General features: G+C 67.1%; 14 protein-coding genes, 4 tRNA genes and 2 pseudogenes. 9 read left to right on the forward strand and 11 right to left on the reverse strand.

Going from position 1 to position 17,199, the window contains the following annotated elements; all coding sequences use genetic code 11:
- Positions 1-70: 70 nt before the first annotated feature.
- The 6 genes and pseudogenes from clpX (at position 71) to H9L41_RS05545 (ending at position 6,500) form a co-directional block, all read left to right on the forward strand.
- Positions 71-1,338: pseudogene (gene clpX, locus H9L41_RS05520) on the forward strand (ATP-dependent Clp protease ATP-binding subunit ClpX).
- A 183-nt stretch (positions 1,339-1,521) separates the two neighbouring features.
- On the forward strand, positions 1,522-3,945 hold the full coding sequence (gene lon / locus H9L41_RS05525; RefSeq protein WP_028447930.1) for an endopeptidase La: 2,424 nt from the start codon (positions 1,522-1,524) through the stop codon (positions 3,943-3,945).
- A 141-nt stretch (positions 3,946-4,086) separates the two neighbouring features.
- Positions 4,087-4,359, forward strand: coding sequence for an HU family DNA-binding protein (locus tag H9L41_RS05530; RefSeq protein ID WP_028447929.1), 273 nt, complete (start codon positions 4,087-4,089; stop codon positions 4,357-4,359).
- Positions 4,360-4,416: 57 nt separating this feature from the next.
- Positions 4,417-4,492, forward strand: a tRNA-Val gene (locus H9L41_RS05535).
- 52 nt (positions 4,493-4,544) lie between these two features.
- Positions 4,545-4,621, forward strand: a tRNA-Asp gene (locus tag H9L41_RS05540).
- An 82-nt stretch (positions 4,622-4,703) separates the two neighbouring features.
- Positions 4,704-6,500: a peptidylprolyl isomerase gene (locus tag H9L41_RS05545; RefSeq protein ID WP_028447928.1), complete on the forward strand. Its 1,797-nt coding sequence runs from the start codon at positions 4,704-4,706 to the stop codon at positions 6,498-6,500.
- 145 nt (positions 6,501-6,645) lie between these two features.
- Here H9L41_RS05545 and H9L41_RS05550 read toward each other — a convergent pair whose 3' ends face one another.
- Positions 6,646-7,299 carry a CheR family methyltransferase gene (locus tag H9L41_RS05550; RefSeq protein WP_308419595.1) on the reverse strand — a complete coding sequence of 218 codons (654 nt, stop codon included), beginning with the start codon at positions 7,297-7,299 and terminating at the stop codon, positions 6,646-6,648.
- A complete protein-coding gene (locus tag H9L41_RS25525; RefSeq protein WP_308419596.1) occupies positions 7,185-7,520 on the reverse strand; it encodes a hypothetical protein in 336 nt (111 codons plus the stop codon). The genes H9L41_RS05550 and H9L41_RS25525 overlap by 115 nt, the downstream gene beginning before the upstream one ends.
- Positions 7,521-7,611: 91 nt before the next feature.
- On the opposite strand from H9L41_RS25525, the gene H9L41_RS26045 reads away from it, so the two are divergent.
- Positions 7,612-7,782: a hypothetical protein gene (locus H9L41_RS26045; RefSeq protein WP_373282112.1), complete on the forward strand. Its 171-nt coding sequence runs from the start codon at positions 7,612-7,614 to the stop codon at positions 7,780-7,782.
- 424 nt (positions 7,783-8,206) lie between these two features.
- Here H9L41_RS26045 and H9L41_RS05560 read toward each other — a convergent pair.
- The 8 genes from H9L41_RS05560 to H9L41_RS05595 all read right to left on the reverse strand — a co-directional run bounded on the left by H9L41_RS05560 (position 8,207) and on the right by H9L41_RS05595 (position 14,045).
- Positions 8,207-8,291, reverse strand: a tRNA-Leu gene (locus H9L41_RS05560).
- Between the two features lie 188 nt (positions 8,292-8,479).
- Positions 8,480-8,680 (reverse strand): hypothetical protein, encoded by a 201-nt coding sequence (locus tag H9L41_RS05565; protein WP_028447926.1) that lies wholly within the window; start codon positions 8,678-8,680, stop codon positions 8,480-8,482.
- Positions 8,681-8,963: 283 nt separating this feature from the next.
- Positions 8,964-9,986, reverse strand: coding sequence for an RNA 3'-terminal phosphate cyclase (gene rtcA / locus H9L41_RS05570; RefSeq protein ID WP_028447925.1), 1,023 nt, complete (start codon positions 9,984-9,986; stop codon positions 8,964-8,966).
- A gap of 73 nt (positions 9,987-10,059) precedes the next feature.
- Entirely contained in the window at positions 10,060-10,854 is a 795-nt protein-coding gene (locus H9L41_RS05575) for a nucleotidyltransferase domain-containing protein (RefSeq protein ID WP_028447924.1), read from the reverse strand.
- Positions 10,855-10,973: 119 nt separating this feature from the next.
- On the reverse strand, positions 10,974-12,188 hold the full coding sequence (locus H9L41_RS05580) for an RtcB family protein (RefSeq protein ID WP_028447923.1): 1,215 nt from the start codon (positions 12,186-12,188) through the stop codon (positions 10,974-10,976).
- The gene (locus tag H9L41_RS05585; protein WP_034608142.1) at positions 12,185-12,544 is read right to left on the reverse strand and encodes a zinc-ribbon domain-containing protein; all 360 of its coding nucleotides are present in this window, start codon (positions 12,542-12,544) and stop codon (positions 12,185-12,187) included. The genes H9L41_RS05580 and H9L41_RS05585 overlap by 4 nt, the downstream gene beginning before the upstream one ends.
- 44 nt (positions 12,545-12,588) lie before the next feature.
- Positions 12,589-13,725: a slipin family protein gene (locus H9L41_RS05590; protein ID WP_028447922.1), complete on the reverse strand. Its 1,137-nt coding sequence runs from the start codon at positions 13,723-13,725 to the stop codon at positions 12,589-12,591.
- 249 nt (positions 13,726-13,974) lie between these two features.
- A tRNA-OTHER gene (locus H9L41_RS05595) sits at positions 13,975-14,045 on the reverse strand.
- Positions 14,046-14,373: 328 nt separating this feature from the next.
- Here H9L41_RS05595 and rtcR point away from each other — a divergent pair.
- Positions 14,374-15,887 (forward strand): annotated as a pseudogene (gene rtcR / locus H9L41_RS26050) (RNA repair transcriptional activator RtcR); the annotation flags it as partial.
- Between the two features lie 99 nt (positions 15,888-15,986).
- Here the strand turns inward: rtcR and H9L41_RS05605 are convergent.
- Positions 15,987-16,376 (reverse strand): GFA family protein, encoded by a 390-nt coding sequence (locus H9L41_RS05605; RefSeq protein ID WP_028447920.1) that lies wholly within the window; start codon positions 16,374-16,376, stop codon positions 15,987-15,989.
- A gap of 123 nt (positions 16,377-16,499) precedes the next feature.
- On the opposite strand from H9L41_RS05605, the gene H9L41_RS05610 reads away from it, so the two are divergent.
- On the forward strand, positions 16,500-17,078 hold the full coding sequence (locus H9L41_RS05610; protein WP_084300583.1) for a putative glycolipid-binding domain-containing protein: 579 nt from the start codon (positions 16,500-16,502) through the stop codon (positions 17,076-17,078).
- Positions 17,079-17,199: the final 121 nt, after the last annotated feature.

Consider the following 17,199-nt stretch of genomic DNA (forward strand, 5'->3'; position numbering starts at 1 on the left):
CGACCGGCCCGTTTCATTTTTCAGCCCATTCCCGCCCGGCCGTCAGGCCGAGTCAGATGGCGAGGTTGCCATGTCCGACAAGGAAAAACTGCTCTACTGCTCGTTCTGCGGCAAGAGCCAGCACGAAGTGCGCAAACTGATCGCCGGTCCGCAGGTCTTCATCTGCGACGAGTGCATCGAGCTGTGCAACGACATCATCCGCGAGGAGCTGCAATCGGGCGGCACCGGCAACGCCCCGGCCAAGACGCCCGGCGGCGGCAAGCTGCCGACCCCGGCCGAGATCCGCGACACGCTCGACCAGTACGTGATCGGCCAGGAAAAGGCCAAGAAGTCGCTCGCGGTGGCGGTCTACAACCACTACAAGCGGCTGGCCCATCCGGCCGCCAAGGCCGGCGACGTCGAGCTGTCCAAGTCCAACATCCTGCTGGTCGGCCCGACCGGTTCGGGCAAGACGCTGCTGGCGCAGACGCTGGCGCGGCTCCTGGACGTGCCCTTCGTGATGGCCGACGCCACCACGCTGACCGAGGCCGGCTACGTCGGCGAGGATGTCGAGAACATCATCGCCAAGCTCCTGCAGAAGTGCGACTGGGACATCGAGAAGGCGCAGCGCGGCATCGTCTACATCGACGAGATCGACAAGATCTCGCGCAAGTCGGACAACCCCTCGATCACCCGCGACGTCTCGGGCGAAGGCGTGCAGCAGGCGCTGCTCAAGCTGATCGAGGGCACCGTCGCCTCGATCCCGCCGTCGGGCGGCCGCAAGCACCCGAACCAGGAGTTCCTGCAGGTCGACACCACCAACATCCTGTTCATCTGCGGCGGCGCCTTCGACGGCCTGGCGGCGGTGATCCGCCAGCGCGCGCAGAAGGGCGGCATCGGTTTCGGCGCCTCGGTGCATTCCAAGGACGACAGCAAGGACATCGGCAAGGTGCTGCGCGAGGCCGAGCCGGAGGATCTGATCAAGTTCGGCCTGATCCCCGAATTCGTCGGCCGGCTGCCGGTGGTGGCGACGCTCGATCAGCTCGACGAGGCGGCCCTGGTCACCATCCTGACCGAGCCGAAGAACTCGCTGGTCAAGCAGTACCAGAAGCTGTTCGAACTCGAAGGCGCCGAACTCGAAGTCCGGCCGAGGCGCTCGGCGCCATCGCCCGCAAGGCGCTGGCGCGCAAGACCGGCGCCCGCGGCCTGCGTTCGATCCTCGAGGGCGCGCTGCTCGAGACCATGTACGAGCTGCCGTCGCAGCACGACGTGAAGAAGGTCGTGATCGACGAGAACGTGATCGAGCAGGGCGGCCAGCCCCTGCTGGTGCACGAGGACAGCAAGCAGGCCGCGGCCTGATCCGCGTCTCTGCAGCACGTCGTCAGGAAGCCGCCCTCCGGGCGGTTTCTTTTTTTGGCCGGTTGCGGAGCGCCCCGCATATCGTTCAATATGGTCCGGCGCTCCGAATCGGTCCCCGGCCGATTGAAATTCGCGTCCGGCGCCCCATCTTCCAGCTACTGACTCCTCGCACTGGATGCCTCCATGTCCCAGCACACCGAACTTCCCGCCCACCCGATCGACCTGCCGCTGTTGCCGCTGCGCGACGTGGTGGTGTTCCCCTTCATGGTCATCCCGCTGTTCGTCGGCCGTCCCAAGTCGATCAAGGCGCTCGAGGCCGCCATGGAGGACGGCAAGCAGATCCTGCTGCTGGCCCAGAAGAACGCCGCCAAGGACGAGCCTGCCGCCGGCGACATGTACGACGTCGGCACCGTCGCCACCATCCTGCAGATGCTGAAGCTGCCCGACGGCACCGTGAAGGTGCTGGTCGAGGGCAGCCAGCGCGCGCTGGTCGAGGACATCCACGAGCACGAGGGCCACTTCACCGTCACCGCCCGGCCGGTGCCGATGGACGCGGCCGAGGACACCGAGACCGAGGCGATGCGGCGTGCGCTGCTCACCCAGTTCGACCAGTTCGTCAAACTGAACAAGAAGATCCCGCCCGAGGTGCTGACCTCGCTGACCGGCATCGAGCGCGCCGGCCGGCTGGCCGACACCATCGCCGCCCACCTGCCGCTCAAGCTCGAGCAGAAGCAGGACATCCTCGAGATGTTCAACGTCGGCGAGCGGCTCGAGCACCTCCTGAAGCAGCTCGAGGCCGAGATCGACATCCTCCAGGTCGAGAAGCGCATCCGCGGCCGCGTGAAGCGGCAGATGGAGAAGAGCCAGCGCGAGTACTACCTGAACGAGCAGGTCAAGGCGATCCAGAAGGAACTCGGCGAGATGGAAGAGGGCGCCGAGCTCGACGAGCTGGAGAAGCGCATCAAGGCGGCCGGCCTGTCGAAGGAAGCCAAGGCCAAGGCCGACGCCGAGCTCAAGAAGCTCAAGATGATGTCGCCGATGTCGGCCGAGGCGACCGTGGTGCGCAACTACATCGATACGCTGATCGGCCTGCCCTGGAAGAAGAAGACCAAGATCAGCAAGGACCTGGCCGCCGCCGAGACGGTGCTCGACACCGATCACTATGGCCTGGACAAGGTCAAGGAACGCATCGTCGAGTACCTCGCCGTGCAGCAGCGCGTCGAGAAGCTCAAGGCGCCGATCCTGTGCCTGGTCGGCCCGCCCGGCGTCGGCAAGACCAGCCTGGGCGAGAGCATCGCCCGCGCCACCAACCGCAAGTTCGTGCGCATGGCGCTCGGCGGCGTGCGCGACGAGGCCGAGATCCGCGGCCACCGCCGCACCTATATCGGCTCGATGCCGGGCAAGATCCTGCAGTCGATGAGCAAGGCCGGCGTGAAGAACCCGCTGTTCCTGCTCGACGAGGTCGACAAGATGGGCGCCGATTTCCGCGGCGATCCGTCGTCGGCGCTGCTCGAGGTGCTCGATCCGGCGCAGAACCATGCCTTCAGCGACCATTACCTCGAGGTCGACTACGACCTGTCGGACGTGATGTTCGTGGCGACCGCCAACTCGCTCAACATCCCGGCGCCGCTGCTGGACCGGATGGAGATCATCCGGCTGGCCGGCTACACCGAGGACGAGAAGGTCAACATCGCCCAGAAATACCTGGTGCCCAAGCAGACCAAGGCCAACGGCCTCAAGGACAACGAACTGGTGATCCAGGAGTCCGCGCTGCGCGACATCGTGCGCTACTACACCCGCGAGGCCGGCGTGCGCAGCCTCGACCGCGAGGTCGCGCGCATCTGCCGCAAGGTGGTCAAGGCGCTGCTGCTCAAGCCGTCCGACCGCAAGGTCACGGTCGGCGCCAAGAACCTCGACAAGTATCTCGGCGTGCGCAAGTACACCTATGGCCTGGCGGAAGAGAGCAACCAGGTCGGCCAGGTCACCGGCCTCGCCTGGACCGAGGTCGGCGGCGAGCTCCTGACCATCGAGGCGGTGTCGCTGCCCGGCAAGGGCAAGATGATCACCACCGGCAAGCTCGGCGACGTGATGCAGGAGTCGATCCAGGCCGCGCTGTCGGTGGTGCGCAGCCGCGCCCAGAGCCTCGGCGTGGAGCCCGACTTCTACCAGAAGCACGACATCCACATCCACTTGCCCGAAGGCGCCACGCCGAAGGACGGCCCGTCGGCCGGCATCGCGATCACCACCGCGATGGTGTCGATCCTGACCGGCATCCCGGTCCGCGCCGACGTGGCGATGACCGGCGAGATCACGCTGCGCGGCGAAGTGCTGCCGATCGGCGGGCTCAAGGAAAAACTGCTGGCGGCGCACCGCGGCGGCATCAAGCATGTGCTGATCCCGGACGGCAACACCAAGGACCTGGTCGAAATTCCCGACAACATCAAGCATCAGCTCGAAATCCACCCGGTCAAATGGATCGATCAAGTGCTGACCCACGCGCTCGAGCGGCAGCCCATGCCAAAGGAAAGTCCGGCCGAGCCGGCTGCTGCACCGGATAATGCCGTTGGCGTAACTCCGGCCGGCGGCAGTGCTCCGGTGACCCACTGAACCGTGCCGAAAATGCCGTGTCGAATCCCCGCAAAGCGAGATTTGACGCGGCTTTGCGCTTGACACCCGAAAAATGCGCTTGCTATAAAGCTCGTGCGATTGACCTCGTTTGACCCATCTACCAATCGAAAGGGGACATAAGTGAACAAGTCGGAACTGATTGACGCCATCGCCGCCGAAGCCGAGATTTCCAAGGCGGCTGCCGGCAAGGCGCTGGATGCCACCATCGCCGCAGTGACTCAGGCCCTCAAGGGCGGTGATCTGGTCACGCTGGTGGGCTTCGGCACCTTCTACGTCGGTGAGCGCAGCGCGCGCAGTGGCCGCAATCCACGCACCGGCGCCACCATCAAGATCAAGGCAGCAAAGCAGCCGAAATTCCGCGCTGGCAAGTCGCTCAAGGATGCCGTACAATAGCTGGCTTCCCTGTTCCCGAAGCTAAGCGCCCCGGGACGGGCCCGCAGCAGCGGGTAGGGGTGGTTAGCTCAGTTGGTAGAGCGTCTGCCTTACAAGCAGAATGTCGGCGGTTCGATCCCGTCACCACCCACCAGTAGGATCGACGATCGAGCTGATTTGCAGCCTCACTCGGTTGCACGGAATTCGGAGCGGTAGTTCAGTTGGTTAGAATACCGGCCTGTCACGCCGGGGGTCGCGGGTTCGAGTCCCGTCCGCTCCGCCAAACAAAAGGGTGAACGTCATGTTCACCCTTTTTTATTGTCTCGTTCGAACCAGGCGCCCGCGGGCGTGGAGATGCGTTCCCCATGTTTGAATTCGTCCATAACAATCGCCGCCTGGTCGGTGTCGCGCTGGGCCTGGTGGTCCTCGGCCTGATGGTCGGCGGCGGCGTCGCCGGCTACAGCGCCGTCGGCGGCGAGGTCTTCCTGGCCAAGGTCGACGGCGTCAAGATCACCGAGCGCGACCTGGCCGATGCGGCCGGTGGCCAGGCGGTGCCCGACGCGATGAAGCCGCAACTGGTGCAGCAACTGGTGCAGCGCCAACTGCTGCTGGGCGAGTCGGCCAAGCGCCACGTGCTGGCCGACGATGCGCGGCTGCGCGAGCAGATCCTGCAGATCGACGCGTTCAAGGACAACGGCAAGTTCAGCAAGGAGCAATACGAGCGCCTGCTGGCGGCCCGCCAGATGACGGTCGACCAGTTCGAGAAGAAGCTGCGCGAGGACCTGGCGGTGCAGCTCCTGGCCGGTTCGCTCGGCGACAGCGCCTTCGGCTCGCGCCTTGCCGCCGCCAGGCTGTCGAGCGCGCTGGTCGAGCCGCGCACGGTCGAGAGCCATGCCTACACTGCGGAGGGCTTCATGGCCCAGGCCGCCGTGGGCGAAGACAAGGTCAAGCAGTATTACGATGCCCACCTGTCCGACTATCGTCAGCCCGAGCGCGTGAAGCTCGCCTACGTGGTGCTGTCCAAGGAAGAGCTGGCGCAGAAGGTGACGATCGAGCCGGCCAAGCTGCAGCGCTACTTCGACGAGCACAAGAACGAGCTGGCGCCGGAAGAGCGCCAGGTGCGCCATATCCTGATCCAGGCCGACAAGTCGGCCACGGCCGAGCAGAAGGCTGCCGCACGCAAGAAGGCCGAAGGCATCCTGGCCGAGCTCAAGCAGAACCCGGCCAAGTTCGCCGAGCTGGCCAAGCAGCATTCGCAGGATCCGGGCTCGGCCGCGCAGGGCGGCGACCTCGGCTTCTTCGGCCGCGGCGCCATGGTCAAGCCGTTCGAGGACGTGGCCTTCAAGCTGGCCAAGGGCGAGCTGAGCGATGTGGTCGAGACCGACTTCGGCTACCACGTGCTGCAGCTCGAGGCGATCAAGACCAAGACCTTCGACGAACTGAAGCCGGTGATCGAGCAGCGCCTCAAGCAGGAGGAGGCGCAGAAGCGCTTCCAGGCCGAGATCGAGAAGTTCTCCGACCTCGCCTACCAGCAGGCCGACAGCCTGCAGCCGCTGGTCGACGCCTACGGCCTGACGCTGCGCAACAGCGACTGGATGACGCGCGAAGCCTCGCCGGACCCGCAGCTCAACACGCCCAAGCTGCGCGAGGCGGTGTTCGCCGAGGACGTGCTGAAGAACAAGCACAACAGCGAGGCGGTCGAGGTCGCCCCGGGTACGCTGCTGGTGGCCCGCGTGGCGCAGCACGAGCCGGCCAAGCAGCAGGCACTGGCCGAAGTGGCGCCGGCGATCACCGACAAGCTCAAGCGCGAGGCGGCGGAGAAGCTGGCCCGCGACGCCGGCCAGAAGACGCTGGCCGCGCTGCGCAAGGGCGAGACGGTGGCGGTCGAGTGGACGCCGGCGGTCACCGCTTCGCGCATCCAGCCGCAGGGCCTGGCCAAGACGGCGGTCGACGCCGTCTTCGCCGTGGCGACCCCCGGTTATGCCGGCGTGGAAGTGCCGGGCGGCTACACCGTCTACCGCGTCGCCAAGGCCGCGGCGCCGGCGCAGGACCAGGCCGCGCTGGCCGGCCTGCAGGCTTCGCTGGGCCGGGTCGGCTCGGAGCAGGCGCTGGCCGCCTACCTGGCCGGCCTGCGGACCCGTGCGAAGGTGGAGACCCGCTGAGCACCGTGATGCGCCGCTAGCTCGAAGGCCGGAGCCCGACCCGTTTCTTCGGGAATTCCGGCTCGGCGCTTCGGCGCTCTCTGCCAAAACAAAAACGCCCCATCCGGGGCGTTTTTGTCTTTCCGGGCCGAACGGCGCGAGCGGATCAGCGGCCGCGCCCGGGCGCCGCGCCGGCGGCCTTGGCCTCGGGTGAATTGAGCTCGTACACGGTCTTGCCGCGCAGGCGGAACAAGTGGGCGGCGTGGTAGAGGTTTTCCGAGTGGCCGACGAACAGCAGGCCGTTCGACCGCAGCAGCGGGGCGAAGCGTTCGAGGATGCGTAACTGGGTCGACCGGTCGAAATAGATCATCACGTTGCGGCAGAAGATCGCGTCGAACGGCCCGCGCACCGACCAGACCGGATCGATCAGGTTCTGCCGGCGGAAGGTCATCATCTCGCGCAGTTCGGGCCGGATCTCGTACTGGCCGTCGGCGCGCTTGCTGAAGAAGCGGCTCAGCTGCAGCGGCGTCAGCTTGTCGACCTTGTCGGCGCTGTAGACGCCGGCCTGGGCGGTCTTGAGCACGCTGGTGTCGAGGTCGGTCGAGATGATCTTGACCGGCGGCTTGAGGCTGTCGAAGGCCTCGGCCGCGGTGATGGCGATCGACCACGGCTCCTCGCCGGTCGAGGCGGCCGAGCACCAGATGTTCAGCGTGCCCTGCGCCTTGTTGGCGCGCAGATGCTCGAGCAGGGCGGGAAGTGGTGCTGTTCGCGGAAGAACGAGGTCAGGTTGGTGGTCAGCGAGTTGATGAACGCTTCCCACTCGGCCTCGTTGCCGCGCTCCAGCAGCACCAGGTATTCCTGGAAGGTGGCGAAGCCGTGCGCCCTGAGCCGCTTGGCCAGCCGGCCGTAGACCATGTCGTGCTTGCTGTCGTTGAGCGCGATGCCGGCGTAGTCGTAGATCAGCTTCTTCACGCGCTCGAAATCCTGCTGCGTGAACTTGAACTCGCGGTGGGCGGGCGGTACCGCTGCGCTGCTGGGCAAGGGCGGCAGGATCGGGCGGGCGGGGGCGGCGTATCTCTCATCGTGACCTCATCTTAGCAGCCCGCCGGAACAAGCCAATCGGTGTCTGCATATATGGAGCCATAGCCAGAGCAAGCTTGTCGCCGTCAGTGAATGCACGCCCGCGCGCGGCAAGACGGGCGGCCGAGCCGGCGCCCAGGCTGCATCCGACGCCACCGAACTGCCCGCTGGGGCCAGGTCACTGCCGGTAGCGCCAGCATCAGCAGCACGGTCGATACGCTGAAGGTGCAGCAGGCCAGCCAGCGCGCCGCCATCAACTGGCAGACTTTCTCGATCGGCAGCAATGCCACCATCGCCAGCGCCAGCGGAGGCGGCGACATCTGCGTCAACGACGCGATCGGCTGGGCGACCGGCAATGCCCTGACGTTGAACGCCTCCATGCGGCCGGCCACGACAACGTCGGCGGCCTGGCCGGCGGGAACTCGGGTGGCGCCGTCGGCAATACCGCGGTGACGCGTGGCACCGTCACCGGCCAAGCGTACGGCCGGACAAGGAAGAACCACTCAGCGAACCGGCGCCGCGCAACCGCGGATTGGCGCAGGCGGGCTGGGTGTTCTGACGGCCGGCCCGGACGAAGAAAAGCCCGCATCGCTGCAACGATGCGGGCTTTGCGTATCTTGGGGCCTGGCGCCAAGGACGAGGCGGTCTGGTGCCCGGAGCCGGGGTCGAACCGGCACGGCTTGCGCCGAGGGATTTTAAGTCCCTTGTGTCTACCAGTTTCACCATCCGGGCGGAGGCGTAGGAAGGCTGGCTGCCGCGCGGGTGCTGCCCTTGCCCGGTGGCTCGGCAGGCCTTGGGCCGCGCGCTCCGTTCCTACGCTGGAGAGCGGCGGATTGTAGCCCTACCGTGCTGTTTTCGCCACATGCGGCCGGTGCTGCGCCGGGTCCGGCGCGGCCTGCCGCGGTACGGCGCGGCGACGCTCAGGCGGCGAGCGGGTAGGCCATGGCGAACGGTTCGGGCTGCGGCAGCGCGTCGGCCAGGCCGAGCGCCAGCGCGCGTTCGGTCACGGCGATCTCGCGCCGGCCGAGCCGCGACGCGATGTCGCGCAGCGGTCGTTTTTCTCGCAGGCCCGTCAGCAGGATTTCGTCTTCGAAACTGCTCCAGCGCGTTGCCTTGCTCATGCCTTGCTCCCGGGATCTGAGGCGTTTGGTTGGACTGGAGATTACGTCGTGCCGGGGCGGACGGGGTGTGAGAAGTGCCGGGGAGGCTGCGTAAAGATTCCCATGCATCGGAACTTGGCTTTTTTCGCCGTTATGCAGGGAGATTTGCACAATCGCCATCGCCGAGGATGTGCGTTTCCGCCCTGGCGCCGCGCGACCCAACCGGCCGCTCGAGCCAAGGTCCGCCTCGTTCCGGAGCCCGGCATCCGCGTCGGCCATGGCGCTTGCGACACGGCTGCAAGGCCTAGCCGATCTCGACCAGCCACCTGCCGTCGGCCTGCGCGCTGGCCGCGATCTCCACCGGCAGGAATTTCTCGATGACCGCGATATTGGTCAGCAGATGCGAAGACGCCGACACCGTGGTGAAGGCGCCGCCTCCCGCCAGGGCCAGCGGCAGCAGCAACTGGTCGGCCAGGTACTCGCCGACGGCCGCGCCGCTCTCGAGATAGAGCCGGGCCTGCCGCGCCGCATGGTCGGCCACGGCCTCGGCCGATACGCCGCGTTCGCCGAAGCTGGTGAACAGCTCGGTCACCTGCGCATGCGCCACTTCGATCAGCAGGGCGTTGCCCGGCCCCTCGCCGGCCGGCAGCTCGCGCACCCGGCCGCCCAGGCAGGCCAGTTGCGCGCCGGCGCGTTCCAGCTCGCGCCGGGCCACGCTGCCGGGGACGGCGGCGACCAGGGCCTCGGCCTTGAGCGCCTGCCGCTCGCCGCGGTCGATCAGCGTGATCGCCTGCAAGCCGCAGGGCTCGGTCGACGCGACGACCTCGCCGCCGCCGGCCGGGTAGAAGCCGTGCCGGCGCAGGGTGATATCGAGCTTGGCGCCCATGCGCCGGACCAGCGGCTGCCAGGCCCGGATCAGGAAATCGGCCGGCGGCGCCGCCTTGTTGTGGGTGCCGCCGCTCACCGTCACGGTGCTCGGCGCGTCGGCGAACCACAGCGCCGGCAGCACGGTCTGCAGCACCAGCGTGCAGCTGCCGGCCGTGCCGATGGCGAGACGGTAGTCGCCGCCGCGGATCGGTCCCGGCGCGAAGCGCAGGGTCTGCGAGCCGACCGCGGCGCCGTCCACCTGGGCTGACGAGACGGCCGCAGCGGCCTGTACCGCCGTCAGGTGCTGGCGCAGCAGGCCGGGCTTGCTGCGCTTGGCGCGGATATGTTCGATGCGGAACGGCCGGCCGGTGATCATGGCCAGCGTCAGCGCCGTGCGCAGCACCTGACCGCCGCCTTCGCCCTGTGAGCCGTCGAGTTCGATGATGTCTTGTTCTTTCATGGTTTTTCTTGTGGATTGAAGTCGTCCGACGCGCTCGCTCCGGACGGATTGTCAACAGCGTGAAGGTTCTTCTTTAGCAATCACGGATCGCGTTGAACAGCAGTGCATCGAGCGCCGATTCCTCGCCCCCGGGCCGCTTGAAATCCGCCGGCGGCTTGTCGGCAGCCAGTTCGTGTTCGATGAAGGCGTGGATGCGCGGGAAACGCGCACCGTATTCGGCTTCGCCGGCCGCCATCTTGATCGCCAGCAGCTGGTTGATTTCCTCGCGCAAGGCCGGATCGGTCACCATCGTGCCGGCCAGTTCGGCGAAGCGCATCGGCGGCATGCCGCGGCCGGTGTCGATCCACTGCGCGGCCAGCAATGGGCGCAGCACGTAGAGATACTTCTTGAGCCGTACCGTCTCGCCTTGCAGATAGCCGCGGAAATTCTTCTTCGCCATCGCCAGGTAATGCCAGCGCCCCTTGCGTTCGGAAAAGAATGCCGGTGCCAGGCTCTGCAACTGGCCGGCCACCTGTGCGTCTTCGCGGTAGACGACGGGCGAGTCGAGCCATTCGAACAGCGTCGGATTGGACCGCCGTATCAGTTGCAGCGCCTTGCGCAGCTCCCAGCCGCACACGTCGAGCTCGTCGCTGATCGGCACTTCGATGACGTCGCGCTGCGGCTCGACGCGCAGGTACCAGTCGAGCTCGTGCACGTAGAGAAAGCGTACGTCGTAGTCGCTGTCGGGCGAGGCGAAGCCCCAGCCGCGGCTGCCGGATTCGCAGGCGAACAGCACGCGCACGGCGTGGCGCTGCTCGATCGCCGCCAGTTCGGCCTCAATGCGCTGCCGTATTGCCTCATCGATCGGATGAGCGCTCAGAATGGTCATGGAAATTCCCCGTCTTTCAAATCCCGGCGGTCCAGCTTGTATTCCGGCATCTTGCCGCCGGTCGTCACCCGCCCCGGCATTCTGCCAGCCGCAGCCCGGCCATCGCCGGGCTGCCGGGCTCAACCCTTCACGCAGACCACCTGCCGCAAGGTATGCACGATCTCCACCAATTCCGACTGCGCCGCCATCACCTTGTCGATGTCCTTGTAGGCCATCGGGATCTCGTCGATCACGTCTTCGTCCTTGCGGCACTCGACGTGGGCCGTCGCCTTGATCTGGTCTGCCACGGTGAACAGCTTCCTGGCCTTGGTGCGGCTCATGGTGCGGCCCGCGCCATGGCTGCACGAGCAGAACGCTTCCTCGTTGCCGAGTCCGCGCACGATGAAGCTCCTGGCGCCCATCGAGCCGGGGATGATGCCGAGCTGGCCCTTCCGGGCCGACACGGCACCCTTGCGCGTCACCAGCACTTCGCGGCCGAAGTGGGTCTCCTTCTGCACGTAGTTGTGGTGGCAGTTCACCGCTTCCACGTCGGCGGCGAAGGGCTTGGCGATCACCTTGCGGGCGGCGGCGACGACGTTCTGCATCATCACCGCGCGGTTCCGCCGGGCGAAGTCCTGCGCCCAGCCGACTGCTTCGACATAGTCGTCGAAGTGCCGGCTGCCTTCCTCGAAGTAGGCCAGGTCGCGATGCGGCAGGTTGGCGATGTGCTGGCGCATGTCCGCCTGCGCCAGTTCGATGAACAGGTTGCCGATGGCGTTGCCCACGCCGCGCGAACCCGAGTGCAGCATGAACCAGACGCGGTTTTCCTCGTCGAGGCAGACCTCGATGAAGTGGTTGCCGGTTCCCAGCGTTCCCAGGTGCTTGTGGTTGTTGGTGCGCTCCAGCTGCGGATGCTTTTCGGTGATCCGCTTGAAGCCCTGGTGCAGCTCGCCCCACATGGCGTCGACCGTCGCCGGCGGGACCTCCCAGGCGCCCTTGTCGCGCTTGCCCATCGTCTTGCCGTGCGGGACCGCGGCTTCGATGGCCGAACGCAGGCCGGCCAGGTCGTCGGGCAGGTCCGCGGCGGTCAGTGTGGTGCGGGCGGCCATCATGCCGCAGCCGATATCCACCCCGACCGCGGCCGGGATGATGGCACCGAGCGTCGGGATCACGCTGCCGATGGTCGAACCCTTGCCCAGGTGCACGTCCGGCATCACCGCCAGGTGCTTGTAGATGAAGGGCATCCTGGCCGTGTTCATCAGCTGGGCGCGCGCTTCTTCTTCGACCGGCACGCCTTGGGTCCACATCTTGATCGGGGCGCCGTGGGGCACGGCGAGAGTGTCGTACTTGTTCATTGCCTGTTTTCCTTGATCGTTCCCGCCATTTTCCGGCGCCGTGCCTGGCGGCAGGCGAGGCAGCGGACGGCGGTCGTATACACATCGCCCTGGGCGGTTTCGTACCACCATTGCTGCTGTTCTGCTGTCCATACCTGGTGCGCGCCGCAATCGCGGCAGGTGAAGGCCAGGTCCTCGTAGTAACCGCGCCCGACGAATGCGGGCGCCCAGTCGCTGCAGTGGGGCGCCAGGAGTGCCAGATTGACCTGCCTGGCTCTCTTGGGTCGGACCGCTGCGGGGGCGATCGGCGTCGCTGCTTCCCGCCGCGCCTGGCGTCGCGCCATGATGGCGGCCCGTTTCTGTTTTCCGCTTCGCATCATGCATTTCCTTGCCGCCCGGCGGACTCGTCCGCCGGGCGTATCTAGGCTTTCAGTTTCACCAGTCCGTTCAGCAACTGGTCGAGGCCGCCGAATACCGAGATCTTGTCGATCCGCTCGGCCAGCCGTTCCAGCGTTTCCAGCTCCTTGAGCCGCAGGGCCGTCGGGTTGTCTTCCATCACCTTGGCGGTGTTCAGCAAGGAGCGGGTCGCCCCGGTTTCCTCGCGCCGGCGGATCACGTTGGCCTGGGCCGCCTTCTCGGCCTCGACCACCTGGGCCAGCAGCGCCTTCATCTCGCCGGGCAGCACGATGTCCTTCACGCCCAGGCTGGTCACCTTCACGCCGAAGCCCTGCAGCTTGGCGTCCAGGTGGCGGCTCACCACCTCGTCCACCAGCTGCTTGTTCTCCAGCAGCTCGTCGAGCGTACGGGTGCCGACGGCGGCGCGCAGGCCGAACTGCAGCTCGCGGTAGATGTGCTCGGCCGGCTTGGGCAGGCAGGAATACGCCAGCTCGACGTCGTCGAAGTACCAGGTGGCCGCCAGGTTGATGCGCAGGCTCACCTTGTCGCGGGTCAGGATTTCCTGGCCGCCGACTTCCAGCGCCTGCAGGCGGGTATCCACCAGCTCGACCGCGATGTCGCGGTTGAAGCGCCAGTAGCCGTAGCGCCCCGGCTGCAGCAGCCGGGCCAGCTTGCCGTCCACCCGCAGCAGGCCGAGATGGAACGCCGGCACCTGCACGTTCAGCACCGCGCCGAGGCCGGCGATGGAACGGCCGCGCAGGCCGGGCTGGGCCATGCGCGCCAGCAGCTCGGCCGGGACTTCGCAGCCCTCGTTCAGCGCCACGCGCTCCAGGCGTTGCGGCGCGGCGGATTTCCAGTACAGCTTGCGCGAGCCCGGCGGCAGGATTTCCGCCAGCGCCTCGTTTTCGAAGCGCAGCCCCGCTTCCTCGTCGCCGAGGTCGAACACCTGGAACTGGTCGGCGATCAGGGCCGGCTCGTTGCGCCGCAGGTAGTCGGCCAGCGGGTGTTCGAACAGCGCCGTTTCCAGCGGGAAGGCGCAGACGCTGTAGCGCTTGTTCGGATCGAACAGCCGGATTTCGCCCGGCGCCAGCAGGCGCTGGAAATCGCCGTCGCGCAGCAGGAGTGCGCGTTCGTTCTTACGGATGAGGAAGCGTTGCCACATATTGTTTTTCTCCTGTTTTCGAATGAGCCGGCGGTCGCCGATCCGGCCGGGAGGCGGAATGGCCGGCAAGGGTGCGGACGGGCTTCGTGCTGGTCTGTCACGCGACACCTGGCCTGCCAGTGTCGATCGCTCAGTCACAGCGTCGTGCCTGTCTCTGCCTTGCGGCGATTCCCGTCCCGGGCCGGATCGGCGGCGACGTCGCCGTCGCACCGGGTACTGCCTGTTGCTGCTTCAAGTCACCTTGTCAGGTGGTTTCGAGCGGGAGTCGAACCCGCGACACGCTGATCGGAACCAGCTGCTCTACCCATTGAGCTATCGAATGGCGGCGATTCCGGGAATCGAACCCGGAGCGAGCTGCCCGCATCGCCGATGACCGTCTCCTCGTCGCCGCGGCATGTACGTCCACGACTGGACTGGTGGCGTACACCGGAGCGGCATCGGAACCGCTGCCCGTCGGCGTGCGCCGATTCGGCGGTCGAGGCTTCCATTGCGAGATGCGTGCCAGCTGGGTCCGGCGCATCGGGCAAGGTGGGTAAGTATCTGTATGGAAATGAATATCGCGTAGCGAGGCCGCCCAGTCCGTTCCGCGTGTCCCGGTTATTTGCAATACAATGAGATAGCTATTTATCCAAAAAGATAAGGTCGACCATGAAGAAGAACGTCGTATTCGGATTCGTCGGCACCGTGCTGGACTACGTCGGCCGCGGCAGGGATCGCTGGAAGAAATGGCGGCCGACCATCGGCCTGTGCCAGCAGGAGGATTTGCTGGTCGACCGGCTGGAGCTGCTGCACGACAGCCGGAGCCGCAGCCTGTACGAGCGGCTCAAGGCCGATATCGCCGCGGTGTCGCCGGAGACCGAGGTGGTGAGCGTCGAAGTCGATCTGCGCGACCCGTGGGATTTCGAGGAGGTCTACGGCCTGCTGCACGACCTGGCGCGCGGCTACGACTTCGATACCGAGGCCGAGAACTACCTGGTCCACATCACCACCGGCACCCACGTGGCGCAGATCTGCTGGTTCCTGCTGGCCGAGGCGCGCTACCTGCCGGCCAGGCTGGTGCAGACCTCGCCGCCGCGCAACAAGGAGCAGGGCGACAGCGCCGGCAGCCATGCGGTGATCGATCTCGACCTGTCGCGCTATGACCGGATCGCGACCCGCTTCGCCCGCGAGCAGGCCGAGACGGTGTCCTTCCTGAAGTCCGGCATCGCCACCCGCAATGCCGGCTTCAACCGCATGATCGAGCAGATCGAGCGGGTGGCGGTGCGCTCGAAGGCGCCGATGCTGTTCTGCGGTCCGACCGGGGCAGGCAAGTCCTTCCTGGCGCGGCGGGTATACGAGATGAAGAAGGTCCGGCACCGGTTGGCCGGCCGCTTCGTCGAGGTCAATTGCGCCACTTTGCGCGGGGACAGCGCCATGTCGGCCCTGTTCGGCCATGTGAAAGGCGCCTTCACCGGCGCCCAGTCCGAGCGTGCCGGCCTGCTGCGCAGCGCCGACGGCGGCCTGCTGTTCCTGGACGAGATCGGCGAACTGGGCCTGGACGAGCAGGCCATGCTGCTCAAGGCCATCGAGGAGAAGCGTTTCTTCCCCTCGGCGGCGACCGCGAGGTGGGCAGCGATTTCCAGCTGATCGCCGGCACGGTGCGCGATCTCAGGCAGTGGGTGGCCGAGGGCCGGTTCCGCGAGGATCTGTACGCCCGGATCAACCTGTGGACCTATGAATTGCCCGGCCTGGCCGATCGCGCCGAGGACATCGAGCCCAACCTGGAGTTCGAGCTGGCGCGCTTTGCCGGCGAGCACGGCGAGCAGGTGCGGTTCAATGCCGAGGCCAAGCGCGCCTACCTGAAGTTCGCCGGATCGGCCGAGGCCAGGTGGTCGGGCAATTTCCGCGAGCTGTCCGCCTCGGTCACCCGCATGGCCACCCTGGCCGAGGCGGGGCGCATCACCGAGACCTGCGTGCAGGAGGAGATCGGACGCCTGCGCCACGCCTGGGGCGGCGCCGAGCGGAGCGCGCTGGAGAGCGTGCTGGGCGAACGGCTGCAGGCGCTCGACCTGTTCGACCGGCTGCAGCTGGAAAGCGTGGTCGACGTCTGCCGCCGGTCGAGCTCGCTGTCGGATGCCGGCCGGCGCCTGTTCGGCATATCGCGGCAGGAGAAGGCCAAGGCCAACGATGCGGACCGGTTGCGCAAATACCTGGCCCGCTTCGATCTGAGCTGGGCGGCCGTGCGCGGGTAGCGGGCCGGCCTGGATGCGCGCCGGCGGCGGTCAGAACCAGTAGTCGGCCACGCACTTGCCGTCGCGCGGCAGATCGTCGAAGGTGTCCAGGCCGTCGAAGTGATCGATCGGGATCTGCGCCACGGCGCCGGGCTCGGCCAGGCGCAGGTTGACGGCGATCCGGCGGCGGCCGTCCTGGCTAGGCCGTTGCGATCGCCAGAAGGCGACGCAGCCGCAGGTCGGGCAGAAGTGGAACTCGATGGCCTTGCCGCGGATGTAGGTGCGGGTTTCGCCCGAGACCCGGATGCCCTCGTCCTGGTAGTCGTAGGCCCAGAGCACGCCGTAGCGCCGGCAGACCGTGCAGTTGCAGGCCGTGGCGCCATCGGGCAGGCCGTCGAACTGCCATCGAACCGCGCCGCAGTGGCAAGTACCTTCGATCATCGCCGTGTCGCTCCTTCCGTGCCGGCCGCTGCCCGGCGTGAATTCGATCGCGCCTGCCCGGTCGGATCGGCGAGGCGCGCGCTCGAACCATTCTAGTTGCCGCATTTGAAAGAGAGACTCGCGATGACCGCTACGCCATGCCGCACGATCTGCTGGTCGCCCATCTGGAACCGGGATCGTGAAGGGATCGGGCTGGAGCATCTGGTGCTGGCCGATCGCATCGCCGACGGCGTCGTCCTGGCGATCGACGACGACGGCACGGCCTTCCGGCTCGCCTATCACCTCGCCTGGGACGAGTCGTGGCGGCTGCGGGAGGCCGATCTCGCGGTGTTCGCCGCCGGATCCCGCCGCACGCTCGGCCTGCGGGCGGACGGCGAGGGCTGCTGGCGGCAGGCCGACGGCCGGCACCTGCCCGGGCTCGACGGCTGCATCGATATCGACATCTGGCCCACGCCGTTCACCAACAGCTTTCCGATCTGGCGTTCGGCGCTGGCCATCGGCCAGCGGCGGGAATTCCGCATGGCCTGGATCTCGGCGCCGGCGCTGACCGTGGCGGCGAGACCGCAGGCGTATACGCGGCTGGCAGAACGCCGCTACCTGTTCGAAAGCCTGGACGGCGATGGCTTCCGGGCCGAGTTGCCGGTGGACGAGGCAGGCGTGGTGCTGGACTACCCGGGCCTGTTCCGGCGGGTGGAGGTCTGATGCGGGAACGCGCTCGGGCCGGCCTTGCGGCGGGCCTGGACGTTCTGCCCGATCTGGCGGCGGGCGCCGGAATCCGACCGATGTGGACGGGTTTGCGATCCGCGGCACGGAAGGGGACGAT

This window comes from Chitinimonas koreensis, assembly GCF_014353015.1.
Lineage (GTDB): Bacteria > Pseudomonadota > Gammaproteobacteria > Burkholderiales > Chitinimonadaceae > Chitinimonas > Chitinimonas koreensis.